The sequence below is a fragment of the Dryocola boscaweniae genome, assembly GCF_025215095.1.
GTDB classification, from domain to species: domain Bacteria; phylum Pseudomonadota; class Gammaproteobacteria; order Enterobacterales; family Enterobacteriaceae; genus Dryocola; species Dryocola boscaweniae.
The window spans coordinates 52,650-78,399 of sequence record NZ_JALHAP010000075.1 but is presented as its reverse complement, the minus strand read 5'-3'; the positions used below and the strand labels follow the sequence as shown (position 1 = coordinate 78,399).

24 protein-coding genes and 1 pseudogene are annotated in these 25,750 nt (G+C 55.1%); 14 read left to right on the top strand and 11 right to left on the bottom strand.

Features of this window, described 5'->3' with window-relative positions; genetic code table 11:
- Positions 1–15: 15 nt before the first annotated feature.
- Positions 16–1,272 carry an enterobactin transporter EntS gene (entS, locus tag MUA00_RS07390; RefSeq protein WP_271122457.1) on the top strand — a complete coding sequence of 419 codons (1,257 nt, stop codon included), beginning with the start codon at positions 16–18 and terminating at the stop codon, positions 1,270–1,272.
- Here entS and fepB read toward each other — a convergent pair whose 3' ends face one another.
- Positions 1,273–2,220, bottom strand: a complete 948-nt coding sequence (gene fepB, locus MUA00_RS07385; protein WP_408639691.1) for a Fe2+-enterobactin ABC transporter substrate-binding protein — start codon at positions 2,218–2,220, stop codon at positions 1,273–1,275. It lies immediately after the preceding gene.
- A gap of 216 nt (positions 2,221–2,436) precedes the next feature.
- On the opposite strand from fepB, the gene entC reads away from it, so the two are divergent.
- From entC to ilvN, 11 genes are all read left to right on the top strand, one after another.
- The gene (gene entC, locus MUA00_RS07380; RefSeq protein WP_271122456.1) at positions 2,437–3,618 is read left to right on the top strand and encodes an isochorismate synthase EntC; all 1,182 of its coding nucleotides are present in this window, start codon (positions 2,437–2,439) and stop codon (positions 3,616–3,618) included.
- Entirely contained in the window at positions 3,619–5,235 is a 1,617-nt protein-coding gene (locus tag MUA00_RS07375; protein ID WP_271122455.1) for a (2,3-dihydroxybenzoyl)adenylate synthase, read from the top strand. It begins immediately after the preceding gene.
- 14 nt (positions 5,236–5,249) lie between these two features.
- On the top strand, positions 5,250–6,110 hold the full coding sequence (locus tag MUA00_RS07370) for an isochorismatase (RefSeq protein ID WP_271122454.1): 861 nt from the start codon (positions 5,250–5,252) through the stop codon (positions 6,108–6,110).
- Positions 6,107–6,859, top strand: a complete 753-nt coding sequence (gene entA / locus MUA00_RS07365; protein ID WP_271122453.1) for a 2,3-dihydro-2,3-dihydroxybenzoate dehydrogenase EntA — start codon at positions 6,107–6,109, stop codon at positions 6,857–6,859. The genes MUA00_RS07370 and entA overlap by 4 nt, the downstream gene beginning before the upstream one ends.
- A 9-nt stretch (positions 6,860–6,868) precedes the next feature.
- Positions 6,869–7,285: a hotdog fold thioesterase gene (locus tag MUA00_RS07360; RefSeq protein ID WP_271122452.1), complete on the top strand. Its 417-nt coding sequence runs from the start codon at positions 6,869–6,871 to the stop codon at positions 7,283–7,285.
- Between the two features lie 308 nt (positions 7,286–7,593).
- Positions 7,594–9,699 (top strand): pyruvate/proton symporter CstA, encoded by a 2,106-nt coding sequence (gene cstA, locus MUA00_RS07355; protein WP_271122451.1) that lies wholly within the window; start codon positions 7,594–7,596, stop codon positions 9,697–9,699.
- Positions 9,700–9,802: 103 nt separating this feature from the next.
- Positions 9,803–10,000, top strand: coding sequence for a YbdD/YjiX family protein (locus tag MUA00_RS07350; protein ID WP_271122450.1), 198 nt, complete (start codon positions 9,803–9,805; stop codon positions 9,998–10,000).
- Positions 10,001–10,017: 17 nt separating this feature from the next.
- Positions 10,018–11,040 (top strand): CobW family GTP-binding protein, encoded by a 1,023-nt coding sequence (locus MUA00_RS07345; RefSeq protein ID WP_271122449.1) that lies wholly within the window; start codon positions 10,018–10,020, stop codon positions 11,038–11,040.
- A gap of 118 nt (positions 11,041–11,158) precedes the next feature.
- Complete coding sequence (gene ivbL, locus MUA00_RS07340; RefSeq protein WP_271122448.1) at positions 11,159–11,257, top strand: ilvB operon leader peptide IvbL; 99 nt, start codon at positions 11,159–11,161, stop codon at positions 11,255–11,257.
- Between the two features lie 110 nt (positions 11,258–11,367).
- Positions 11,368–13,056, top strand: coding sequence for an acetolactate synthase large subunit (gene ilvB / locus MUA00_RS07335; protein WP_271122447.1), 1,689 nt, complete (start codon positions 11,368–11,370; stop codon positions 13,054–13,056).
- 3 nt (positions 13,057–13,059) lie between these two features.
- Positions 13,060–13,341 (top strand): acetolactate synthase small subunit, encoded by a 282-nt coding sequence (gene ilvN, locus MUA00_RS07330; RefSeq protein WP_271122446.1) that lies wholly within the window; start codon positions 13,060–13,062, stop codon positions 13,339–13,341.
- A gap of 40 nt (positions 13,342–13,381) precedes the next feature.
- Here ilvN and MUA00_RS07325 read toward each other — a convergent pair whose 3' ends face one another.
- The 3 genes from MUA00_RS07325 to MUA00_RS07315 form a co-directional block, all read right to left on the bottom strand.
- The gene (locus tag MUA00_RS07325; protein WP_271122445.1) at positions 13,382–14,128 is read right to left on the bottom strand and encodes an anti-sigma factor family protein; all 747 of its coding nucleotides are present in this window, start codon (positions 14,126–14,128) and stop codon (positions 13,382–13,384) included.
- The gene (locus MUA00_RS07320; RefSeq protein WP_408639690.1) at positions 14,125–14,574 is read right to left on the bottom strand and encodes a sigma-70 family RNA polymerase sigma factor; all 450 of its coding nucleotides are present in this window, start codon (positions 14,572–14,574) and stop codon (positions 14,125–14,127) included. Before MUA00_RS07320 ends, MUA00_RS07325 begins: the two co-directional genes overlap by 4 nt.
- An 87-nt stretch (positions 14,575–14,661) precedes the next feature.
- Positions 14,662–15,195 (bottom strand): tetratricopeptide repeat protein, encoded by a 534-nt coding sequence (locus MUA00_RS07315; RefSeq protein ID WP_271122444.1) that lies wholly within the window; start codon positions 15,193–15,195, stop codon positions 14,662–14,664.
- Between the two features lie 158 nt (positions 15,196–15,353).
- Here MUA00_RS07315 and MUA00_RS07310 point away from each other — a divergent pair, with 158 nt between their 5' ends.
- The gene (locus MUA00_RS07310) at positions 15,354–15,782 is read left to right on the top strand and encodes an OsmC family protein (protein ID WP_271122443.1); all 429 of its coding nucleotides are present in this window, start codon (positions 15,354–15,356) and stop codon (positions 15,780–15,782) included.
- A 47-nt stretch (positions 15,783–15,829) separates the two neighbouring features.
- On the opposite strand, the gene lldD is transcribed toward MUA00_RS07310, so the two are convergent.
- The 7 genes and pseudogenes from lldD to MUA00_RS07275 all read right to left on the bottom strand — a co-directional run bounded on the left by lldD (position 15,830) and on the right by MUA00_RS07275 (position 23,112).
- Positions 15,830–17,011 (bottom strand): FMN-dependent L-lactate dehydrogenase LldD, encoded by a 1,182-nt coding sequence (lldD, locus tag MUA00_RS07305; RefSeq protein WP_271122442.1) that lies wholly within the window; start codon positions 17,009–17,011, stop codon positions 15,830–15,832.
- Positions 17,008–17,796 carry a transcriptional regulator LldR gene (lldR, locus tag MUA00_RS07300; RefSeq protein WP_271122441.1) on the bottom strand — a complete coding sequence of 263 codons (789 nt, stop codon included), beginning with the start codon at positions 17,794–17,796 and terminating at the stop codon, positions 17,008–17,010. The genes lldD and lldR overlap by 4 nt, the downstream gene beginning before the upstream one ends.
- Positions 17,793–19,448, bottom strand: coding sequence for an L-lactate permease (lldP, locus tag MUA00_RS07295; protein WP_271122440.1), 1,656 nt, complete (start codon positions 19,446–19,448; stop codon positions 17,793–17,795). Before lldP ends, lldR begins: the two co-directional genes overlap by 4 nt.
- Positions 19,449–19,699: 251 nt before the next feature.
- Positions 19,700–21,052: pseudogene (locus MUA00_RS07290) on the bottom strand (PepSY-associated TM helix domain-containing protein); the annotation flags it as partial.
- Between the two features lie 43 nt (positions 21,053–21,095).
- Complete coding sequence (locus MUA00_RS07285; RefSeq protein ID WP_271122439.1) at positions 21,096–21,509, bottom strand: DUF2946 domain-containing protein; 414 nt, start codon at positions 21,507–21,509, stop codon at positions 21,096–21,098.
- A 131-nt stretch (positions 21,510–21,640) separates the two neighbouring features.
- Entirely contained in the window at positions 21,641–22,696 is a 1,056-nt protein-coding gene (locus MUA00_RS07280; protein WP_271122438.1) for an NAD(P)-dependent alcohol dehydrogenase, read from the bottom strand.
- Positions 22,693–23,112: a (R)-mandelonitrile lyase gene (locus tag MUA00_RS07275; protein WP_333780871.1), complete on the bottom strand. Its 420-nt coding sequence runs from the start codon at positions 23,110–23,112 to the stop codon at positions 22,693–22,695. The genes MUA00_RS07280 and MUA00_RS07275 overlap by 4 nt, the downstream gene beginning before the upstream one ends.
- A 463-nt stretch (positions 23,113–23,575) precedes the next feature.
- Here MUA00_RS07275 and MUA00_RS07270 point away from each other — a divergent pair, with 463 nt between their 5' ends.
- Complete coding sequence (locus tag MUA00_RS07270; protein WP_271122612.1) at positions 23,576–24,823, top strand: mechanosensitive ion channel family protein; 1,248 nt, start codon at positions 23,576–23,578, stop codon at positions 24,821–24,823.
- The last annotated feature ends 927 nt before the right edge of the window (positions 24,824–25,750 follow it).

The following is a 25,750-nucleotide window of genomic DNA, read 5'->3' as shown; positions in this document are numbered from 1 at the left end:
TTTTAAGGCCATGTAATGAACCGCAATTCTTTGTTGTTAAATCTCAGCCTGCTGAAAACCCATCCGGCATTTCGCGCCGTGTTTCTCGCTCGCTTTATTTCCATCGTCTCGCTGGGATTACTGGGCGTTGCCGTACCGGTACAGATTCAAACGCTGACGGGCTCTTCATTGCAGGTGGGTCTTGCGGTGACGCTAACGGGCGGCTCAATGTTTGTCGGGCTGATGATGGGCGGCGTGCTGGCGGACCGTCACGAGCGCCGCCGTCTTATTTTGCTGGCGCGCTCAACCTGCGGAGTCGGTTTTATTGGCCTGACTCTCAACGCGGCGCTGCCGGAACCTTCGCTTGCCGCGATTTATCTGCTTGGCGTGTGGGACGGCTTCTTTGGTGCGATTGGCGTGACCGCGCTGCTGGCGGCGACTCCCGCGCTGGTTGGCCGTGACAACTTGATGCAGGCAGGGGCGATAACCATGTTGACGGTGCGCCTCGGCTCGGTTATTTCCCCGATGATTGGCGGCCTGCTGCTGGCATCCGGCGGCGTAGTGTGGAACTACGGGCTGGCCTCCATCGGCACGTTCGTGACCTTGATTCCGCTGCTGAGCTTGCCGCAACTGCCGCCGCCTCCGCAGGCGCGGGAAAATCCACTGCTTTCTTTACTCAACGGGCTGCGCTTTTTGGTGAGCCACCCCATCATTGGCGGTATTGCGTTGGTCGGGGCCTTGTTGACGATGGCGAGCGCGGTGCGCGTGCTTTACCCGGCGCTGGCCGGACACTGGCAGATGAGCGCCGGGCAAATTGGACTGATGTATGCCGCCGTTCCTCTTGGCGCGGCGATTGGCGCGCTGACCAGCGGGCGCATCGCTCATCACGTTCGTCCCGGGGTGATTATGCTGGCGAGCGGCATCGTATCGTTTATTTCGGTTGGCCTGTTCAGCCTGATGCCTGTCTGGGGACTTGGACTGGCCTGCCTTGCGCTGTTTGGCTATCTCAGCGCCATTAGTTCGCTGCTGCAATACACGCTGATTCAAACGCTTACGCCGGACGGCATGTTAGGTCGCATTAACGGGCTGTGGACGGCGCAAAACGTTACGGGCGATGCCATTGGCGCGGCGATTCTGGGCGGGATGACGGTCGCTATGACGCCTGTTGCGGCGGCAAGTTCAGGTGGGCTGGCGCTGGCCTTAATCGGCGTGGTACTGGCGGTTGTGCTGGTGCAGCTTCGTCGCTATCAGCAGGCCGCCCCGACGGAAGCCGAGGCGGCGACGGCAAAATAATTACTTACTGGCGAAAAGCTCAGTCATGCGCTCAAGTATCCGGCTTGCGCTGTAGTAATCGAGGCGGAACGTTTCGGTGCCCAGAGGATAAACGCGCTTGTTTTGCACGGCTGGCAGGTGTGAGAGCAAGGGATTGCTTTGCAGTGCGCTCGCATCTTTTTCGTCGCCTGCGAACAGGAACAGGCTTTCGCCATTCAGGCCCGCCGCGAGGTTTTCACCGCCAAGCTGCAGGATATCGTGGCGTTTGCCCATGCTCTGGCTGGTGTGAATCGCAGCCGGTACCGTTGAGAGCGTGAATCCAAGCTGCTGGAGCAATTTGCCCTGCGCAGATTCAGGCGTCCAGAGGTTTGCGGAGTGGGATGCCGGGCTGTAAACCAGCGCGGTGACAGGCTGCGGCGGCAGCGTAATACGTTTTTTCGCATCGATAAGCTGTTTATTAAAGCTGGCAATGCGTTCAGCGGCCTGTTTTTCATGGCCGGTTATCGTGCCGAGCTGTGTCAGCACCTGCTGCCAGCTTTTATCGTCGTAATTGATAACAAGCGTAGGGGCGATAGCAGAAAGCTGGTCATAAAGCGCGAGGGCGGAATCCCCGCCGGTGGCGCTGATTAGGATCAGGTCCGGCATTTGCGCGGCAACGGCTTCGGCGCTTGGCTCGCCGATGTAGAGGCGGTGAATTTTACGCTCTCTGGCTATTTCGCCCCACTGGCGCATATAGCCCTGATCGTCCGCCACGCGGTTGCCAGGCGTAGTTGCGCCGCTTGCGATGACCGGAGCGTCAATGGCCAGCAGCGAACCGGTCAGCGTGACGCTGGTAGAGACAATACGTTGCGGCGCCTGCTCAAGCGTATGCGTCCCACGGCTGTCCGTAACCTGGCGCGGCCAGTCGGCGGCGTGGGCAAAGCTGCTGAAGGCCAGCAATAAAACGGTGCTAAAAGTAAGTTGAATCAGGGCTGAGGGAATTCTGATTTTCACGCGGTCGCATCCTGTTGGAGTTATCAATAATGCTTCTCATTTTCATGATTATGCCGCTCCGGCGCAAGCGTGGGAATTGTTAAAAAAAATTTGTCCCGATTGACAGCGAGATCGTTTCTCTTTAGGTTACGACCCCGAAATACAAATGATAATTATTATTACTACCCTTTATCATTTTTTAACGGAGGACGCATGGACACATTACTGGCCGAGGAGTCACAGAAAAAGCAGCTAACCCCTTGTGCGGATAGCTTTTTCTTTATGTCTCCCTATCGGAGTTTTTCAACCCAGGGTTGCTTTGCGCGCCTGGATTGTCCCGCTGAAGATGGCGCTAATTTGCAGGGTAATCTGCAAACAGAGCTGCGCGAGGCGTTCGGACGCGCCAGAGAGCAGGGTATTGAGAAACCGATAGTGGTCGGTGCGATTCCGTTTGATACCCGCCAGCCGTCTGCGCTGTTCATTCCGCAAAACTGGCAGATGTTTTCTCGCCCTCAGCGGCAGCAGAAAGCTCAACAAAGCAAGACGGTGACGCAGCCGGGTATTACTGCGCGTAAAGCGATTCCTGAACAGGAAAAATTTATGGAAATGGTGGCCCATGCCGCCGCCGCCACCAGCCAGCCCGATATCGACAAAGTGGTGCTTTCGCGCCTGATAGACATTGAAACCGACGCGCCAGTTGATATCGATGCCCTGTTAAACCGGCTGATTGCGCAGAACCCTGCCAGCTTTAATTTTCACGTTCCGCTGCCTGATGGCGGCTCGCTGCTGGGCGCAAGCCCTGAGCTGCTGTTGCGTAAAGACGGCGAAACCTTCAGCTCGCTGCCGCTGGCCGGTTCTGCCCGTCGCGACACAGAAGACACGCTGCGCGACAAAGCGATTGGCGAAGCGCTGATGAATTCGGCCAAAGACCGCCATGAGCATGGCCTGGTCACCAGCGCGATGCAAAATGTATTACAGCCGCGCAGCCGTTATCTGGCGCTGCCGGACAAACCTGAACTGATCACTACGCCAACGCTCTGGCACCTTGCCACGCCAATTGACGGCGAAGCAAAAGACTCACAGGACAACGCGCTGTCGCTTGCCTGCCTGCTGCATCCAACCCCCGCGCTCAGCGGATTCCCTCACGACGTTGCACAACGGCTAATTGCCGAGCTGGAACCGTTCGACCGCGAGCTGTTCGGCGGCATTGTCGGCTGGTGCGATGCAGAGGGTAACGGCGAGTGGGTGGTCACTATTCGCTGCGCGCGCGTGGCGAATAAGCAAGTTCGTTTATTTGCCGGAGCAGGCATTGTGCCCGCCTCGTCGCCTGAATCCGAGTGGCGCGAAACCGGGGTAAAACTTTCCACCATGCTTAACGTATTTGGACTTAATTAAATGGCGATTCAATTCACCCGCTGGCCGGAAGACCTGGCCGCACGCTATCGCGAAAAAGGCTACTGGGCGAGCCTGCCGCTCACCGATATTCTGAGCCGTCATGCCCGAAATGACGCCATTGCGCTTATCGACGGCGAACGTCATTACAGCTATCGCGAACTGGAGCTGGCAGCCACCCGCCTGGCCTGCGCGCTGCAGCGCCGCGGTTTGCGCACCGGCGAAACCGCGCTTGTGCAGCTTGGCAACGTTGCGGAACTCTACATCACGCTGTTTGCGCTGCTGAAGATTGGCGTTGCGCCGGTTAATGCATTATTTAGCCACCAGCGCACCGAACTTGAAGCCTACGCGAAGCAGCTTGAACCGACGCTGTTGATTGCCGATCGTAAACACAATCTTTTTGCGCATGATGATTTTCTCGACGCTCTGTGCAGCCAGAACCCATCGCTGCGTATGGCGGTATTGCTGAACGAAAACGAACGCGAACGTTCGTTAAGCGCGTTTATCAACGAGCCGGAAGAGAACTTTGTGGCGGCTTCTTCGGCGGCAGATGAAGTGGCTTTTTTCCAGCTTTCCGGCGGCAGCACCGGCACGCCGAAACTCATCCCTCGCACGCATAACGATTATTACTACAGTATTCGCCGCAGCGTAGAAATCTGCCGGTTCGACGCAGATACCCGCTTTTTATGCGCTATTCCCGCCGCGCATAACTACGCGTTGAGCTCACCAGGATCGCTTGGCGTATTTTACGCTGGCGGCCGCGTGGTGCTGGCGAACGATCCGAGCGCCACGCTCTGCTTCCCGTTAATCGAACGCCATCAGATCAACGTCACCGCGCTGGTGCCGCCTGCGGTCAGCCTGTGGCTACAGGCCATTGGCGAGTGGGGCAGCAACCAGTCGCTGGCGTCGCTGAAATTATTGCAGGTGGGCGGTGCACGCCTGAGTGAAGCGCTGGCGGCGCGTATTCCGGCTGAAATCGGCTGCCAGCTTCAGCAGGTGTTCGGCATGGCGGAAGGGCTGGTGAACTACACGCGTCTGGATGACGACAACGAACACATCTTCAAAACCCAGGGCAAACCCATGTGCCCGGACGATGAAGTCTGGGTTGCCGACGAAAACGGAAACCCGCTGCCGCACGGGGAAGTGGGCCGCCTGATGACGCGCGGCCCGTACACCTTCCGCGGCTATTACCGCAGCCCGGAACACAACGCCTGCGCGTTTGACGCCAACGGTTTTTACTCATCAGGCGATCTGATCTCAATTGCTGAGGACGGTTACATCACCGTTCAGGGCCGCGAAAAAGATCAGATCAACCGCGGTGGAGAGAAGATTGCCGCCGAGGAGATCGAAAACCTGCTGCTGCGTCACCAGGAAATTATCCACGCCGCGCTGGTGTCGATGGAAGACAGCCTGCTGGGCGAGAAAAGCTGCGCGTTTATCGTAGGCCTTCGCCCGTTCCGCGCCGTGGAGATCCGCCGTTACCTGCGCGAACTGGGCATTGCGGACTTCAAGCTCCCGGATCGTATCGAAATTGTTGAAAGCCTGCCGCTCACGCCGGTTGGCAAAGTGGACAAAAAACGTTTGCGCCAGCTCATTGCCCAAAAACAACTGGCTTCCTGATTGACGGAGAAATTATGGCTATTCCAAAACTGAACGCATACACCTTACCGACGGCTGCCGATCTTCCGGAAAGCAAAGTGCAGTGGGGCTTTGAGCCTGAGCGCGCGGCGCTGCTAATCCATGATATGCAGGAATATTTTATCGATTTCTGGGGCGATAACTGCCCGATGATCCAGCAGGTCATCGACAATATCGCCGCGCTTCGTCAGTACTGTAAAGCGAACGGCATTCCGGTTTATTACACCGCGCAGCCGAACAATCAGAGCGATGAGGACCGTGCGCTATTAAACGACATGTGGGGGCCGGGGCTGAACAAACATCCCGAGCGCCAGAAAGTGGTCGCAGCCCTTGCGCCTGATGAAAGCGATACGGTGCTGACCAAGTGGCGCTACAGCGCGTTCATTCGTTCTCCGCTTGAGCAAAGCCTGAAAGAAACGGGCCGTAATCAGTTGATTATCTGCGGCGTGTACGCCCACATCGGCTGCATGACCACCGCGACTGACGCCTTCATGCGTGATATCAAGCCGTTTATGGTGGCTGACGCGCTGGCTGATTTCAGCCGTGAAGAGCACATGATGGCGTTGAAGTATACCGCTGGTCGTTCCGGGCGAGTGGTGATGACCCGCGATTTGCTGCCGGAATCCGCCCCGCAGAGCAAAGAACAACTGCGTAATCTGGTGCTGCCGCTGCTTGACGAATCCGACATCCCGGAAGATGACGAAAACCTGATTGATTACGGTCTGGATTCCGTGCGCATGATGGGGCTGGCGGCTAGCTGGCGCAAAATTCACGCCGATATCGATTTTGTAATGCTGGCGAAAAATCCGACTATCGATGCCTGGTGGGCACTCTTGTCACGGGAGCCGCAGGCATGAGCACGGATTTTAGCGGCCAGCGCGTCTGGGTGACGGGCGCGGGCAAAGGCATCGGCTACCATACCGCGCTGGCGTTCAGCGCCGCAGGTGCGACGGTTATCGGCTTCGACCTGGCTTTCCCGCAGGATGATTATCCGTTTGCGACCGAAACGCTTAACGTAGCCGATGCGGAGCAGGTATCCGCCGTCACTCAGCGTTTATTAACTGATGCGCCGCAGTTGGATGTGCTGGTCAACGCGGCTGGCATTCTGCGCATGGGCGCAACGGATGCGCTTTCGTTACAGGACTGGCAGGAGACTTTTGCCGTAAACGTAGGGGGCGCATTCAACATGTTCCGGGCGACTATGCCGCGTTTTCGCGAACAGCGTAGCGGGGCGATTGTGACCGTCGCCTCTGACGCGGCCCACACTCCGCGCACCGGCATGTCGGCTTATGGCGCATCGAAAGCCGCGCTAAAAAGCCTGGCGCTGACCGTTGGGCTGGAGCTCGCGCCGTTCGGCGTACGCTGCAACCTGGTTTCCCCTGGCTCCACCGATACCGACATGCAGCGCCGGCTTTGGAAAACGTCGGATGCGGAACAACAGCGCATTAAGGGCTTCCCGGAACAGTTCAAGCTGGGCATTCCTCTGGGGAAAATCGCCCGACCGCAGGAGATAGCCGGCACCATTATGTTCCTCGCATCATCTCACGCCAGCCACATCACGCTGCAGGATATCGTGGTCGACGGCGGCTCGACGCTTGGTGCGTAAGGGGAAGGGATGAGTATCTGGAAACGACAGCTTACGCTGGATGAATTAAACAGCATGGGCGAGAAATCTATGGTGGCGCTGCTCGACATCACTTTTACGCGCATTGATGAAGAGAGCCTGGAAGCGGAAATGCCGGTGGATGAACGTACCCATCAGCCGTTCGGTCTGCTGCACGGCGGCGCCTCGGTTGCGCTAGCGGAAACGTTGGGATCGATGGCCGGCTTCCTGACCACCGCCGAAGGGCAGTGCGTGGTGGGTACGGAAATCAGCGCCAGTCATCACCGCGCCGTAGCGTCAGGAAAGGTGCGTGGCGTATGCAAGCCGCTGCATCTTAGTAAATCTTCCCAGGTCTGGGAGATAGCCATCTTTGACGCCCGCGGCAAACGGTGCTGCACCAGCCGTTTGACGACGGCAGTATTGGGTTAACATTTGTGGTGGATGGCGTTAGCGCTTATCCACCCTATGATTCAACGCCACGCGACACATCTCTTCAAATCACCGCATTTCCCGGCAGGCCGGATAAGCGCAGCGCCATCCGGCACATCCATCAACCAGCCATTCCCGTCAATTCGTTACCACACTTTTACATGACAAAGTGATCTCCTTAACAAGCTGATGTAAAGACCTGGTCAAACCACTGCATTCCACGGGTTCAATATTGTTAAATCCAACCTTTTGTTCTAGAAACAAAATGTAACACCTACACGTTTCTGGCCTGACAACGGAAAACATACATGAATAATCCAGGAAAACACCTCATATGGGCAGTGCTCGCGATTACAGGAGCGCTCGCGCTCGGCTATATCGCGCTTAACCGGGGCGAACAGATTAATGCGCTATGGATTGTGGTTGCCTCAATCTGCGTCTATCTCATTGCTTATCGTTATTACGGTCTGTTTATCGCTAAACGCGTATTAACCGTTGATGCCACTCGTATGACGCCAGCCGTGCGCCACAACGACGGGCTGGACTATGTGCCGACGGATAAAAAAGTGCTGTTCGGTCACCATTTTGCCGCTATTGCCGGAGCCGGGCCGCTGGTCGGGCCGGTGCTTGCCGCACAAATGGGTTATCTGCCGGGCATGCTCTGGCTGCTGGCGGGCGTGGTGCTGGCCGGCGCGGTACAGGACTTTATGGTGCTGTTTGTCTCAACCCGCCGTGACGGACGTTCGCTTGGCGAGCTGGTGAAAGAAGAGATGGGCAATACCGCGGGGGTTATCGCGCTTGTTGCCTGCTTTATGATCATGGTGATTATCCTTGCGGTGCTGGCGATGATCGTAGTGAAAGCGCTGACCCACAGCCCGTGGGGGACTTACACCGTGGCGTTCACTATCCCGCTTGCGCTTTTTATGGGCGTTTACATCCGATATTTGCGTCCTGGGCGTATCGGTGAAGTCTCCATCATCGGTCTGGTGTGCCTGATCTTCGCTATTATTTCCGGCGGTTGGGTAGCGCAAAGCGAAACCTGGGCGCCGTACTTTGACTATACCGGGGTGCAGCTAACCTGGATTCTGGTGGGTTACGGTTTTGTGGCGGCGGTATTGCCGGTGTGGCTGCTGCTGGCCCCGCGCGACTACCTCTCCACCTTCCTGAAAATCGGCACTATTATCGGGCTGGCTATCGGTATTTTGATTATGCGGCCAACGCTGCAAATGCCGTCGCTGACTAAGTTTATTGATGGTACCGGTCCGGTATGGAGCGGCGATCTCTTCCCGTTCCTGTTCATTACTATCGCCTGCGGCGCGGTCTCCGGCTTCCATGCGCTGATCTCATCCGGTACCACGCCGAAAATGCTGGCTAATGAAAATCAGGCCTGCTTTATCGGCTACGGCGGCATGCTGATGGAATCGTTTGTGGCGATTATGGCGCTGGTTGCGGCCTGCGTTATCGACCCGGGCGTGTACTTCGCTATGAACAGCCCAATGGCGGTGCTGGCTCCTGCCGGCGCTACTGACGTTGTGGCTTCGGCGGCAAGCGTGGTGAGTAGCTGGGGCTTCCAGATCACCCCGGAAACCCTGACTAACATCGCGAACGAAGTGGGCGAGCAGAGTATTATTTCGCGTGCCGGCGGGGCGCCAACTCTGGCCGTTGGTATGGCTTACATTCTGCACGGTGCGCTGGGCGGCCTGATGGATGTTTCGTTCTGGTATCACTTTGCCATCCTGTTCGAAGCGCTCTTTATCCTGACGGCGGTGGATGCGGGAACACGTGCGGCGCGCTTTATGCTGCAGGACCTGCTGGGTGTTATTTCTCCAGGGCTTAAGAAAACCGACTCGCTGCCAGCGAACCTGCTGGCAACGGCGCTCTGCGTACTGGCATGGGGCTATTTCCTGCATCAGGGCGTTGTCGACCCGTTAGGCGGCATTAATACCCTCTGGCCGCTGTTTGGTATCGCCAACCAGATGCTGGCGGGTATGGCGCTGATGCTCTGCGCCGTTGTCTTGTTCAAAATGAAACGGCAGAAATACGCCTGGGTGGCGCTGGTGCCGACGGCCTGGCTGCTGATTTGTACCCTGGCGGCGGGCTGGCAGAAAGCCTTTAGCCCGGATGTGAAAGTGGGCTTCCTGGCCATTGCTAACAGGTTCCAGGCCATGATCGACAGCGGCAATATCCCGGCGCAATATACCCAGTCGCAGCTTTCGCAACTGGTGTTTAACAACCGCCTGGATGCCGGGTTGACCATTTTCTTCATGGTGGTGGTTGTGGTGCTGGGCCTGTTCTCGATTAAAACCGCGCTAAAAGCGTTGAAATCAGACAAGCCAACGGCCAACGAGACGCCGTATGAGAAGATGCCTGAGCACTACGAGGATATCGTGGCGCAGGCTAAGAGCGCGCACTAGCATCGGGTAAATGGCGGGGGCGCTTGCGCTTCCCGCCCTACGTTTTAGCAGGCGGTTGTAGAATGGATAAGCAACGCGCCATCCACCGCTTGCAGGAGAAACCATGTTCGACACCCTTGCCAAAGCAGGAAAATATCTCGGTCAGGCCGCCAAACTGATGGTTGGCGTGCCGGATTATGACAATTACGTGCAGCACATGCGTCTTACTCACCCTGAGCAGACGCCCATGTCCTATGAAGAGTTTTTCCGCGAGCGCCAGGACGCACGTTATGGCGGTAAAGGCGGCGCTCGCTGCTGTTAAAAAATAAGGATTTTGTCATGTCTGAAGCGGTATCTGTCACGCTGTTAACCGGGTTTCTCGGCTCCGGAAAAACTACGCTATTGAACTACTTCCTCGCCCACAATGACAACCAGCCTGTCGCTATCCTCGAAAACGAATTTGGCGCCGTAAATATCGACGGCGCGCTACTCAGAGGCGGAGAAAACGTTAACGTCGTTGAACTGAGCAATGGCTGCGTATGTTGCAGCGTGCGGGGTGAATTTACCGCAGCTCTGAGCGAAATGCTGGATAAACGCGCCGCAGGCGAACTGCAGTTTGAACGCCTGATAGTGGAAACCACCGGGCTTGCCGATCCCGCGCCCATTGTGCAGACCTTTTTTGTGGATGAACGCCTGCGCGAAGCGCTGCGCCTGGATGCGGTGATTGCGCTTGCCGACGCCGAACATATTTCCCGCCAGCTAGATGAGCATCCCGTAGCGGCTTCGCAGATCGGTTTTGCGGACAGAATCTTACTCACTAAATCCGACAGGGTTGACGAAGAAACAAAAGCCCGGGCGCTGGCAAGAATTCATCGGATCAATAGCAAAGCGGAGATCTACGAGATCGTGAATGGCGAATGCCCGGCAGATCTATGGCTCAGTCTCAACGCCTTTGAACTTACGGATAATGTCGAGCTGGCGGGAGGGTTTCATATTATCCGCGCGGACAGCCAGCAATCTTCTCGCTTTCAGCCGTTTCGCAAAGCGCAGGCAAAACAGTCCTGGGACGATGCTATTCAGGCGCATGTTTTTGACGCGGGCCTGCTGGATTTGAAGAAAATCGGCGCGTTTATGGAAAGCTGCATTGCCCGTTTTGGCAACGACATGCTGCGCTACAAAGGCGTGCTGGCCATTGCTGAACATCCACAGCGCCTGATAGTGCAGGGCGTGCATAAAGTGGTGGGCTTTGATTATGGCTCGGCCTGGCAGCCAACAGAATCCCGTACCTCAAGATTAGTGATTATTGGCCGCTACTTGCCGATTGAGGAAATGCGGCGGGAATTTGCTGCAACGGCTGTTTAAGAGGTGTGATCTCAAGCACGATTTTTATTTCCGACGCATAAAGCTGTTGTGCGAAGCGAAGCAGTGTGTTTGTATGATTTTCACGTTAACTTTACGTTACTTAATATTCGAGACCCAAATGACTCCATTTACTCGCAACGCTAACCTACTACTTACCGCGCTACCAGCCGCGGTGGTCGTCGTGCGTGTGGTGGTGGTCGTCGGCTTTGCGCCGTAGGGTCTGAATCAACGCATCGATTCCAAAACCCCGCCGGCGCAAACCGGGCGGGGTTTCTTGTTTTAGTCCCCCGGCCGAAAAGCGAAACGGCATGAGAGAAGGACTGGAGCATGGCAATTTCGGAAAACCCACCGCAGGCAGAACGCATCACAGGCGCACAGTTAATCGTGCAACTGCTTGAACATCATGGCATCACCACCGTTAGCGGTATCCCCGGCGGCACCGTTCTGCCACTTTACAATGCGCTAAGCCAGAGCAAAAAAATTCGCCATATTCTGGCCCGCCACGAACAGGGCGCAGGCTTTATGGCGCAGGGCATGGCGCGCACTCAGGGTAAAGCGGCGGTTTGTCTTGCCTGTAGCGGCCCTGGCGCCACAAACCTGGTCACGGCAATTGCCGATGCGCGTCTCGATTCCATCCCGTTAGTGTGTATCACCGGCCAGGTGCCGAAATCCATGATTGGCACCGATGCGTTCCAGGAAGTCGATACCTACGGCATTTCCATTCCGATAACCAAACACAACTATCTGGTACGTGATATTGCCGAATTGCCGCAGGTTATCTGCGACGCGTTTCGCATTGCTGAATCCGGCCGTCCAGGTCCTGTGTGGATTGATATTCCGAAAGACGTGCAGACAGCCGAAATCGAAATCAGCGAGCTGCCTGCCGTATCTCAACCTGCACCTGCGCCTGAATTTGAAGCGCAGCAAATTGCCGATGCCGCAGCGATGATTAACCGGGCGCAGCGCCCGGTGCTGTATCTGGGCGGCGGTATTATCAACGCTCACGCGAACGCTCGTTTGCTTGCCGAAAAAGCCAACCTGCCCACCACCATGACGCTGATGGCTCTCGGCACGATTCCCGCCAGACATCCTTTATCTCTGGGCATGCTGGGCATGCACGGCGCGCGCAGCACCAATTACATTCTGCAGGAAGCTGACCTGCTGATTGTTATGGGCGCGCGTTTTGACGACCGCGCCATCGGTAAAACCGAGCAGTTCTGTCCGAATGCGAAAATTATTCACGTAGATATCGACAGGGCCGAGCTTGGAAAAATTAAACAGGCGCACATAGCCATTCGCGGCGATGTGGGCGAAGTGCTGGAGCAACTGCTGCCAAAAATCGACGCCCAGCCGCGCCGACCATGGCTGCAGCAGGTTGCCGGCCTGCAGCAGGAATTCCCGTTTAGCCAGCCGGGCGCGGATAATCCATTAACGCCATATGGCCTGATTAACGGCGCTGCCGCATGTGTGGATGATGAAGCTATTATCACCACCGACGTTGGCCAGCATCAGATGTGGGTGGCCCAGGCTTATCCGCTGAACCGTCCACGCCAGTGGCTGACCTCCGGCGGACTTGGCACCATGGGTTTTGGCCTGCCTGCTGCCGTGGGCGCAGCGCTGGCTGAACCGCAGCGTAAGGTGCTGTGCTTCACCGGCGACGGCAGCATCATGATGAATATCCAGGAAATGGCCACCGCCGCCGAACACAATCTGGATGTGAAAATCATCCTGATGAACAACCAGGCTCTGGGGCTGGTACATCAACAGCAAACGCTGTTTTATCAACAGAATGTATTTGCCGCGACCTATTCCGGCCAGACAAACTTCCTCAAAATCGCCGAAGGATTTGGCCTTGCAACCTGCGATCTGAACGCGGCGGAAAATCCGCAGGCGGCCTTGCAGGAAGCCATTTCACGTCCGGGCCCGTGCCTTATCCACGTGCGTATTGATGCGAGTGAAAAAGTATTTCCGATGGTGCCGCCAGGCGCTGCCAACATTGAGATGATTGGAGAGTAAGCCATGCAACAACTAACCGTTATTCTTGAACTTACGGTGCGCAACCATCCGGGCGTGATGTCTCACATTTGTGGCCTGTTTGCCCGCCGCGCTTTTAACGTCGAGGGCATTCTTTGTCTGCCGCTATCCGACGGCGATCGGAGCCGCATCTGGCTTCAGGTTGCCGATGACCAGCGGCTTGAGCAGATGATTAGCCAAATCGATAAGCTGGAGGACGTGGTGCAAATCAAGCGTGATGTCGACGGGGCTGATGTATTTGGCAAACTCACGGCGCTCGTACAGTAAATCATTTAGCGGTGGATGGCGCCTTTCATCCACCCTGAAATTATACGCTCAGCTTCTGCCTGAGCTGACCGGCAACCTTACTTATTTCCCCGGCTGAACCATGGCCTATCACCATAAACCGGTGGGATTTGTTCGCCCAGTACACAATGTTCATTCCCAGCTTCTGCTCACTTTTTGCCGACGCTGGCGCATCTGAATTAGCCGTAATGCACAGCGCCAGCGGGCCATGGTGGGCATCAAGCCAGGTAATTTGCGCGATGCGCTGCTCGTCATACGCCAGGACGCGTACATTTTTTAATGTTGCATTCGGCAAGGTCAGACGCTCAATTGCAAGCGATAAGCCGAGCCGATCGCCAGTCGTTTTCACCTGTGTTTCCAGCGCCTGCATCGTTGGGTTTTCGGACAGCGTTTCCGGCGTGTAAAGCGCCATGTATTGAGCGACCAGGCTGCGCCAGTTTTCCTCGGGCTCAGAGAAATGCACAACAACCCTGTCGCTTATCATGCCGAGCGCAAGGAAGCTGACCGCTGCGGCGATCAGACTGCGGCGGGAAACTTCAGGCGAGGCTGGAGCCTGAAGATGCTTTTTCAAATCATCCAGCGGAGCCGCATCAAGCAGCGGCTCAAATGCCTTTTTAAAGGGCATGCCGCTGCGTTCGATGAACGCCAGGCGCTCGATCAGATCGCCCTCACGGGTCAGGCGCAGCTCAACCTCGGCCTGCTCGGCAGGGCTTAGCTCGTTATCCAGCCAGGCCACCAGCAGTTCATCCGTCCCTTTCGGAAGACTCATGATTTATCTCCTTTTAGCTGCGGCGGCGTGGGCTGAAGCACGCGATCCTGAGCCAGCGTCACCCGGGCGGTGGCAAGCCTGCTCATGACCGTTCCCACCGGCACATTCAGCACTTCGGCAGCTTCCCGGTAAGAAAGCTCCTCCACGTAAACCAAAAACATTGTGTCGCGCTGGGCCTCGGGTAAACGGTTTACCCGTTTCATTATCTCGTTTGACCAGATGCCATCGTCATGGTTTTCCGCGCCGGTCAGTTCGTCGATATCCACAAAGCCCTGGCCCCGGCGGATAAGCTGCGAGCGAACCTCGTTAAGCCATACGGAATGCAAAATGGAAAACAGCCAACGGTCCAGGCGGGTCCCGGACGTAAATTGCGCAGCGCGCTCCAGCGCCCGCACGCAGGTTGCCTGAACTAAATCATCCGCAACATCCCGCCGGTGGGACAGCACCAGGCCGTAGCGCCACAGGCGAGGAAGATATTGCGCGATCTCACGGCGTATTGCTTCGCTATTAATTTTTGCCTCCGCGGGCAGAGATCAGGATTCAGGATGGCCGTCGATTGCCGCCGCCAGATCGCGATACTCCTCGCAGCCCGTGCCGCAGAGCGTTTTGATCGCAATAAGCTGCTCACGAGCCAAATCAGGACGGTTTTTAATCATATACGCTTCTCCGAGATATTCGCGAACCTTTGGATACCGGGGATCGAGCGCCACTGATTTTAAATAATAGCCGATTCCTTCATCGGTACGGCCCAGCTTGCGGGTGGCGTAACCGCGATAGTTCAGCGCCTCGGCGGTAGCAGGATTTTTAAGCGTGTTCAGCATATCCAGCGCTTCCTGATAGCGCCCGGCTTTTGCCAGCGCATATGCGTAATCCGTGCGCGCTTCGTCGCCGATCATCCCGCCTTTATCCACCATGCAGGTTTTCGTTTTTGAATCGTAAATTTGTCCTTTCGGGCACGTGGGTGGAACAGGCTCGTCGCTGCTGCCGCCCATCGCCTGCGCGAAGCCGGAGAAAAGCAGAATAGCGGTGGCTGCAGCGGGTAACAAAGTGAAGATAAAACGCTTCATGGTCGTGCCCTCATCGTATCAGGTACGGAGTGAACACCCGGGATGGAGGATTTATTCGTTTTATTTTTAAGCAGGCTAAGGATTGCTCTTAGTTCTCAGGCAAGCCTGTATTGAGCTTCTATACTTGTTGTTTGTGTAAATAAAAAAGGAGCGAATAGATGACCATTCATAAGAAAGGACAGGCTCACTGGGAAGGCGACATTAAACGCGGCAAAGGCACGGTTTCCACCGAAAGCGGCGCGTTAAAAGAGCAACCCTATGGTTTTAATACCCGTTTTGAAGGCGCTGCCGGTACTAACCCGGAAGAGCTGATTGGCGCTGCACACGCGGCGTGTTTCTCTATGGCGCTTTCGCTGATGTTAGGCGAAGAAGGCTTTACGGCAGAAAGTATTGATACCACCGCCGACGTTTCGCTGGATAAAACCGAGGGTGGTTTCGCCATCACCAAAATTGCGCTCACAAGCGACGTCAAAGTGCCGAATATCGACGTTTCGGAGTTTGACAAAATTATTCAGAAAGCCAAAGCAGGCTGCCCGGTATCCCAGTTGCTGAAAGCTGAAATTACGCTGGACTACAAGCTTAACTAACTTCGTTATTCTGATGTCTCCAGAAGTCTCTGGAGACATCCTCTTCGTTAAAACCCAACCGCCATATCCGCAGGCGAAAGAATATCTTTCAGACCTTCGCGCACCAGCAGATCGGGGCTGATTTCCGCGATGGTTTTCGCGCCGGTGAGCGTCATCGCCACCTTCATCTCTTTTTCAATAAGATTCAGCAAGTTTGCGACGCCTGCCTGGCCATACGTCGCCAGAGCGTACAGATAAGCACGGCCCAGCAGGACGGTATCAGCCCCAAGCGCAATCATGCGCACCACGTCCAATCCATTGCGAATGCCGCTATCGGCCAGGATAGCGATATCTCCTTTAACCGCGTCGGCAATGGCGGGCAGCGCGCGGCAGGAAGAAAGCACCCCATCGAGCTGGCGGCCGCCGTGGTTCGACACCACAATTCCGTCCGCGCCGAAACGCACCGCGTCTTTGGCGTCTTCCGGGTCGAGAATGCCTTTAATGATCATGGGGCCGTCCCAGAACTCGCGGATCCACTCCAGATCGCTCCAGGAAATGGACGGATCGAAATTGTTCGCCAGCCAGCCAATGTAATCTTCAAGCCCGGTCGGTTTCCCCAGATAGGCCGAGATATTGCCCAGATCGTGTGGACGGCCGTTCATACCCACATCCCACGCCCATTGCGGATGCGTTGCGGCCTGCCAGTAGCGTCGCATCGCAGCGTTAACGCCGCTCATGCCCGAATGTGCATCGCGGTAACGCGCGCCGGGCGTTGGCATATCAACGGTGAAGACGAGCGTGGAACAACCTGCTGCTTTAGCGCGCTCCAGCGCATTGCGCATAAAACCGCGATCTTTAAGCACATAAAGCTGGAACCACATCGGGCGGTCGATGGCCGGGGCGACTTCTTCAATCGGGCAAACGGAGACGGTAGAAAGCGTGAAGGGGATCCCCTTCGCAGCGGCGGCTTTGGCGGCCTGAACCTCGCCGCGACGGGCGTACATCCCGCATAAACCCACCGGAGCAAGGGCAACCGGCATTGAGAGCGTTTCGTTAAAGAGTTTGGTTTCCAGGCTCAGCGACGACATATTTTTTAGCACGCGCTGTTTTAACGCCACCTGCGCCAGATCTTCCACGTTGCGGCGTAGCGTGTGCTCGGCATAGGCGCCGCCATCAATATAGTGAAACAGGAATGGCGGCAGGATGCGCTGGGCAGCGGCGCGATAGTCGGATGCGGCTGAAATAATCATGAATTTTCTTCCCTTGTAACGTCGGTATCTTCGTCCGGCAGACGGGTGATGCGCGCCTGTCGGGCTTCGTCTTCATGCAGGGTTTTGATGGTGGTATGCACAAACCCGAGATGCGTCTTCGCAGCACGGCGCGCGCGCTCCGGGTCGCCTGCCAGAATCGCCTGCAGCAGTTCGTTATGTTGTTCGGTAAGCCCGGCAAAAATGCTGGGTACGGTGTACATGCGCTGACGGCTGTGCATTACGGAGGATTGCAAAAGATCGAAAAAGCCGCGCATGGTCTGGAGCAGTACGATGTTATGCGAAGCTTCAGCGATGGCCAGATGAAAGCGCACGTCGGCCTGGGCCGCGAGATCCGGGTCGTCGCTTTCCTTAAATTTTAGGGTGGCGTCAAAGCAGGCAATCAATTTTTCTTTGTCGGCGGGCGTGGCGCGCATGGCGGCGTACCAGGCGGTGCTGGCTTCAATTGCATGGCGCGCTTCTAAAATGTCGTAGCGGTAATTTGGGTCGTCTTCAACCAGGGTTTTTAGCGGCTGCACGATGCGTTGTTCAGACCAGGGCTGAACTTCGTAACGTACAAAAGTGCCGCCGCCGCGACGGCTAATCAGCACGCCTTCGCTAATCAGCTTTTGTATGGCTTCGCGGATGGAAGAGCGGGATACGCCCATTTCCGAAGCGAGCTGACGTTCAGCGGGCAATCGCATGCCCGCCTCCAGTTTGCGTTCGTTAATCAAAGACTTAACGCGCTCGACAAGATGGTCGGCCAGGCGCGGTTGTGCTGTCATCATGGAATCATCCAGGTCAGTACATAAGCCTGCAACGTGGTAATCACGCCCACCATGCAGGTGAAAATCAGGCTGTGTTTTACGGTAAAGCGGAACAGGTCAGATTCTTTACCAACCAGCCCTACGGCCGCACACGCAATGGCGATGGACTGCGGAGAAATCATCTTCCCGGTCACGCCGCCGGTGGTATTGGCGGCAACCAGCAGCAGGTCTGAGACGCCAATTTGCTGTGCTGTTGTCGCCTGCAAAGCCGCGAACAGCGCGTTCGATGACGTATCGGAGCCGGTCAGGAATACGCCCAGCCAGCCGAGGAACGGCGAAAAGAAAGTGAACGCATGGCCGGTATGCGCCAGCGCCAGCGCAAGCGTTGCGGAAAGTCCCGAATAGTTAGAGATAAACGCGAACGCCAGCACCATGCCGATGGAGTAAATCGGTAACGCCAGCTCTTTGAGCGTTTCACCAAAGGTTTCAATTGCGGCTTTCGGCTTCATGCGCAGATAAACGATGGAGATAAGGGCGGCGACCAGGATCGCGGTGCCCGTCGCGGAGAACCAGTCGAACTTATACACCGCCGCGTAGGCCATGCTTTCCGTCACAACCGGCGGCATTTTTGCGACCAGCTTGTCGAGGAACGGCACGGAAACGTTGAATACCCAATCCGCCAGCGCGCCGCCCGGCGCGAACAGCGCTTTAAACGGCGGCACGCTCCAGATAGTCACGGTGGCGGTCAGGAAGATAAACGGCATCCAGGCGCGAACGATTTGGCCGAGAGTATAGTTTTTGCGGGCCAGAGTCTGGTCCGTAACTGACGCGCCAATATCGCCAAAGCGGAAGATGCGCACCGGTTTCCAGACGCGAAGAAAAGCGGTCAGGCAGACCAGCGAAACCAGCGAGGAGATAATATCCGGCAGCTCGGGGCCAAGGAAGTTGGAGCTCAGGTACTGTGCGATAGCGAACGAGCCGCCGGCGACCATTACCGCAGGCCAGGTTTCTTTAATGCCGCGCCAGCCGTCCATGATAGCCATAATCCAGAACAGCACGATGATCGTCAGGAACGGCAGTTGGCGGCCAACCATCTGGCCAATCTCAAAGCTGTCCAGCCCGGTAACCTGACCTGCCACAATAATCGGGATGCCCATTGCGCCAAAGGCGACCGGAGCGGTGTTTACAATCAGGCAAAGTCCGGCGGCGTAGAGCGGATTAAAGCCCAGACCGACCAGCAGAGCAGCGGTAATCGCGACCGGCGCGCCAAATCCTGCGGCCCCTTCAAGGAAGGCGCCAAAAGAAAAGCCGACGATCAGCATTTGCAGACGCTGATCCGGCGTGATGGACAGAATCGACGAACGAATAATGTCGAACTGTCCGGTTTTTACCGAGATCTTATAGACGAATACGGCCGCGATAATAATCCATGCAATCGGCCACAGTCCGTAGAAGAAGCCGTAGATCACGGAGGCCAGGGCCCGGTCAACCGGCATGCGGTAGAAGAATAACGCGACCAGCAGCGCCAGCCCGACCGTCAGCGTCGCGGCCAGATAACCCTTCATGCGCAGCTTAATCAACGCGTAGAAGAAGAACAGGATAGGCAGGGCGGCAATCAGGCTGGATAGCCAGATATTACCTGCCGGGTCGTAAACTTGTTGCCAGGCTTGCATGCAGGGATCTCCGGAACGTGATGTGCTTATTATTTTTTGCCAGATTGGTAGGACCAATAAAGCAATGTAGGGTGTTTGAGGGTTTATGGTTAACTTTGTGTTAATTGATGGCAATATTTATGTTGGATTTTTTGCGGTTATGCGCAAAGTGGTCACGTTTTTGGCAGGATTGGTAGGACCAATATCTCCCCCTCCTGAGAGAGGGAGAAAGAAAGGTAACGCTATTGAGGTTGCATTCTTAAAACTTTCATTCGCCAGCGACCTACGTCGACCAACAAAAATAACAGCAAGCTCACGCCCATCACCGGCAGAGCATAGCCGAGCAAAATCGCCAAAATCAGCACGCCTGCTCGCCAGATAAGCGGTAATGCCATCCACGTCTCGCTTAGCGTTTGCGCCGGATTGCCCGCGCAAGCCGCAGGACGGCGCAGCCACCACATCCGGTAGCCAAGCACGATCATCGCGCACAGCCCAAAACCAAACGCCGCCAGCAGCAACTGATTAGGCAGCCCGAACAGCACGCCCATATGCGCGTCGATACCCCAGCGGGTAAGTTTGGCGATCAGGGGGAAATCGGCAAAACGAACCCGATCGATAACGGTAAAGCTGAGCGGATCGACAGCTACGGCATCAACGTGCGTCGGCCATGCTCGATCGATTTCGGTCACCGTCCAGGCCCTGTCTGCCGCTCGCGCCTGGCGGATTTCAAGTTTATCCGACTCAATTCCCGCCGCGCGTGCCGCATGGAGTACGCGATCCCAGGTTTCATTCGCCGTCGGCGCAGGCATCGCCATGCCGGGCATCATGGCATGATGTTCAGCGTGCGGATCGTGATGAAGGTGGCCTGTTTGCGGCTTTAGCGCCGTGTTCACCTGAGGCGTCATCCAGCCCAGTTCGCTGCGGAGCTTATCGATATTTCCGCCCGCCCATTGCGACCAGGTAAGCCCGGTGGCGGAGAAGAATATCAGCCCGAGCAGCAAAAATGCCCCAAGCGTAATGTGCCAGTGCCGGGCTTTGGTTTGCGGTGTGTGCCGCACCTTCAGCTTTCTTTTCGGGCGTGACGTCAGCCAGAGCGCCACGCCGCCCAGGGCGGCAACCCACAGCCAGGAAGCCGCCAGTTCGCTGTAAAGTCGCCCGATATCACCCAGTAGCAATCCACGATGAAACCGATCGATCCAGGTGCGTAAAGGCAGCACGCCGCTGGTGCCGTAAACCGTCATATCGCCTTTTACTTCAAGGGTGGAAGGCGAAATAAAAATCGCGCGGGATTCAGATTCCCCAGCCGACGGTTCGACAAACTGCACGCGGGTGGTGTCGCCAGGAGCGGGTGCCGGGCGCATCGCGTAAATACTGGCATCTTCGCCGATATATTGACGCGCTGCGGCTATCTGCTGCGAAAGAGAGTGTTGCGGACCTGCCGCTTCGGCACGCAGCGCTTCATGATAAAGCGCGTTCTCAATTTGCGGCGTCAGCACATACAGGGTGCCAGTGAGGGCAGCGATAAAAATAAACGGGCCAACGAACAGGCCGATGTAAAAATGCAGGCGACGCAAAAGCGTCAGCAGCGCGCCCCGAAAGGCGAGCGAAGAGTGACTGGAAGACATAGTTATCCTGTGGCATAGCCATTACGTTAAATAGAGAAGTGTTTTAACGAAACGATGCGACAGGAGGCGCGCGCGGCAGGGCTTCAGCGTCGTCATGCTGAGCCAGTAGCGGGGCAATAACCGGAGGCGGCGGCGCGCGAGTAATGCGCCACGCCAGCCAGATGAAAGGAATAAACAGCCAGACGATAAGCGGAACATGCAGCAGCAACTGGCAATATCCGCAGGCGGTATCATCCATCAACGAGGCGCCCGGGCCGGACATAAGGTGAGAGGAGACGGGCATCTCCATCGATCCCATATCCATCATCATGTGGTGCTCAGCATGATGATTTATCTCCGCCGCACGCCTGTGCTCCAGCGATTTTGAAATCACCGGGGCGATAAAAAGCATCAGCATCGCCAGAAGCGCGATCGCCGAAGGCCATTTATGGCGTGAGAGAGAAAATAGTGATGACAACCGGGTTAACCGCCAGGTTCAGAAACTGTTGCGCGATTGTACCCTGGCGGAAATGAATTGTTAAAAATAATGCGCGGCGGGTTATTCCTTCTTCGTAAGAAGAAAGCAGGAATAACCCGGTGTCATTCTCGTCAGGCTTTAAGCGTCGCCATATCAATGACAAAACGGTATTTCACATCGCTTTTTAACAGACGCTCGTAGGCTTCGTTAATCTCTTTAATGTCGATCATCTCGATATCGGACACGATGCCGTGTTCGGCGCAGAAATCCAGCATCTCCTGAGTTTCTTTAATACCGCCGATGGCGGAGCCGGACACCGAACGGCGGCCCAGAATCATCGGCAACGTGCTGGCCGGCGGGTCTATTTCGCCTAACAGCCCGACATAAACCAGCGTGCCATCCAGCGTCAGCGTCGGCATATACGGGTTGATATCGTGAACATACGGAACCGTATCGATAATCAGGTCAAACTGATTCTGCACGCTTGCCATCTGCGCGTCGTCGGTAGATAACACAATATTATGCGCGCCTAAACGCCGGGCATCCGCTTCTTTGCTGGCCGAACGGGTGAACAGCGTAACTTCCGCCCCCAGCGCATTCGCCAGTTTCAGCGCCATATGGCCTAATCCGCCGAGCCCAATAACCGCCACTTTGCTGCCCTTGCCGACCTTCCAGTGGCGCAGGGGGGACCAGGTAGTGATACCGGCGCAAAGCAGCGGCGCGGCACCTTTGAGATCCAGCCCGTCCGGCATTTTCAGCACAAAATCTTCCGAGGCAACAATCGCCTGGGAATAGCCGCCGTAGGTTGGCTGGTGGTCGTGACGATCGACGCCGTTGTAGGTCTGCACGTTGCCTTCTTCGCAATACTGTTCCAGCCCCTCTTTACACGGATGGCATACGCGACAGGAATCCACCATACAGCCAATCCCGGCGTAGTCGCCCGGTTTAAATTTGGTGACGTTGCTGCCAACTGAAGCAACCCGGCCAATGACTTCGTGACCGGGCACCAGCGGATAGGCGCTAAATCCCCAGTCGTTGCGCGCCTGGTGAAGATCGGAGTGGCATACGCCGCAGTACATTACCTCAAGTACTACATCATCCGGACGCGGGTCGCGGCGCATAAATTCGAAAGGGGCCAGTGGAACCTGGGCGCTTTGCGCCGCATAACCGAGGACTTTCATCGTCATGATTTCTCCTGGATGACTCGTTCGTTATTATATTCATCGTCGCTGACGTGCTCCATCCACTCAACCGGGCTACCGTTGAGCGATTCTGCTATGGCGATATGGGTCATGGCATTGTCAGGCGTAGCGCCGTGCCAGTGTTTAACATCTTCAGGGATCCAGACGATATCGCCCTGATTTATCTCTTTTATCGGGTGGCCCCACTCCTGCAGCCAGCCGTGCCCCTGAGTAACAATCAGCGTCTGGCCGAGCGGATGTGTATGCCAGGCTGTGCGAGCGCCCGGTTCAAACGTAATTGCCGCTCCGCCAACACGGGCTGGTGCTGTGGCCTGGAAGGGGGCGTCAATGCGTACCCGGCCGGTAAAGTAATTTTCCGGTCCGGTCTGAGAAGGCTGAGAGCCCGCTGGGGTGATTTTCAGTTTGTCTTCCACTTTTTCCTCCCTTTCGGCATACGTTGCCGGGGTTAATGTAAATAACACTCGTCAGAAGTATAGGTAACTGAGCAAGACTGGTTCAGTTTCTCTGCTTCTTGCCTGAGAAAGCCATGTTATCGCCTGCCGGTGTGTCCGATTAGCCTGCTAAATATGAAAGGAGCTATGAGGTGAGCTCATAATTGAAAGCGAGCTTGAAGCGCTGGGCGAAATGCGCGCTCGTCCGGCAGGAAATATTCGCAACACGGCATTTTCGTTATTTGTTGAAGCCTTGCGCTTATAGCGTTAGGGCGTGTCTGCACCTGGCTGTGACAAATAGACAGGAAATTTTTTGTCCAAGGCAAATGAAGAGAAAATACTGAAAATTTAATTCAGCATAATAAAAGGAAGCCTGAAAGTTGCAGCGCCAGGCGTGACGCGGCATCATATGCCCTGATCAAAAGGAGATATGATGAAAGAGTTGGCGTTATTTTTAAATAATTTCGGGATTGTCCTTAACCAGACTACTTCGTTAATTATTGTTTTGAGTATTATTTTTATATTTTCACTGGTCGTGCATTTTATCCTTCACGGCCTTGTGCTGCGCGCGTTTGAAAGGCGGGCTAAATCCAGCCAGCACCTGTGGCTGCAAATTATCACCGAGAATAAACTCTTTCAAAGGCTTGCTTTAACGCTGCAAGGGATTATTGTCAACATTCAGGCAGTATTGTGGCTACAAAAAGGCAGCGATATCAGCGCCATTTTGATTATTGGCGCCCAACTGTGGATTATGCTTTATTCGCTGCTCTCGTTATTCTCTTTGTTGGATGTTATTTATAATTTCTCACAAAAGCTGACTTTTGCTTCTAATATACCGCTAAAAGGTATTTTCCAGGGCGTTAAATTAATCAGTGCGATTGTCATTGGCATCATGATGATTTCTCGCATTATTGGTCAATCCCCGGCGATTCTCATCAGCGGCCTGGGCGCTATGGCGGCGGTCTTAATGCTGGTATTTAAAGACCCGATCCTTGGTCTTGTCGCCGGCATTCAGCTTTCGGCTAACCGAATGTTAAAGCTGGGCGACTGGCTTGAAATGCCAAAGTTCGGCGCCGACGGCGCGGTGACCGATATCGGCCTGACAACGGTGAAAGTGCGCAACTGGGATAACACCATTACCACTATTCCAACCTATGCGCTGGTCTCGGATGCGTTCAAAAACTGGAGCGGCATGTCGCAATCAGGCGGACGTCGAATTAAGCGCAGCATTAATATTGATACCACCAGTATTCATTTTCTCTCGCCGCAAGAGCAGCAGCGCCTGATTAACGCCAGGTTGCTTAAGCCCTATATGGATTCGCGCAGCAAAGAAATTGAAGAATATAATCGCACGCATAATAGCGATACCCTATCGGTGCTCAACGGTCGTAACATGACAAATGTCGGCACGTTCAGAGTCTATCTGACAGAATATTTGCAAAATCATCCTCGCATCCGTAAAGACATGACGTTAATGGTACGTCAGCTTGCGCCCGGCACGGAGGGGCTTCCGCTGGAAATTTACGCCTTCACCAATACCGTCGCCTGGCTGGAATACGAGGCCATTCAGGCGGATATTTTTGAACATATCTTTGCCGTGATTGATGAATTTGGCCTCAGAATCCATCAGTCCCCGACCGGCAATGATATACGTTCAGTTGCGGCACAGTTAACCCGCTAAATCCTGTCGATATTAAATAAAATCTCGCCTGTGTGAATTACCATGCAGGCGAGATTTTTTATTACAAAAATACCAATCAGGAAAGCCGTTTTATCTGGGGACATTAATTGCATCCGACCCCGCAGAGGCCTGAAACAATGTGGTTGGCTATTGAATAAGTGCAGGGATTAGCCAGCGAATAAAACCCTAATTTTACCATTCTGGTTAACTTATTGATTTTATTGGTGGTAATTAAGTCATCGGGAAAAAGGGTAGCGGTACGCAAAAAGGAGCTTTTATGTATTGCATCAATCGGTTATGCGTGTAAAGCTCCTGTTCACTGCCGTACAGGCAGCTTAGAAGGCGACGCTTTCCAGGCTAATTGTCCTTTCGGATTTTTTATTTCGGCTAAATAAACAAGCTATTTTCTATGGTGGAATACCAGTAAACGAAAACTGCTTATAACAGCGAAAAAAGAGCAGGCGTATATTGGTATTGTTTCGCAGCCTGACGCGCTGTAAAAGCTACGCTAACTCCTGCAACTGTTTTATTTAATAACAGTTCTGCCATGAGCTTATATATTACGCGGCGATGGGATAAAGGAAATAAACCAGCGTTATGTATTCGCTAATGGCTCATTGCGACGCCATATGGGCAATTTTCAAAAAGGCATTTGGATTTTTTCGAACATTCAGTAACCAGAGGGTAAGTATTGCCGGGGCAATCAGCGTTATTAATAAACGTGTCCCATAAACCAGGATTGTATGGAAAGGCATGAACGATCTCCAGATCCCTTTTCTTACCGTTGGCAATCAACCCAAAAGGACTCGTTGATAATATATTACCTGCTCGCAGGAAGTAATCGCCGCGGTACCATAATATGAGGTTAAGATTTCGCATACAAGATACATGAACAAAGGCGGTGCTGGTGTCGGGACAGGCAATAGC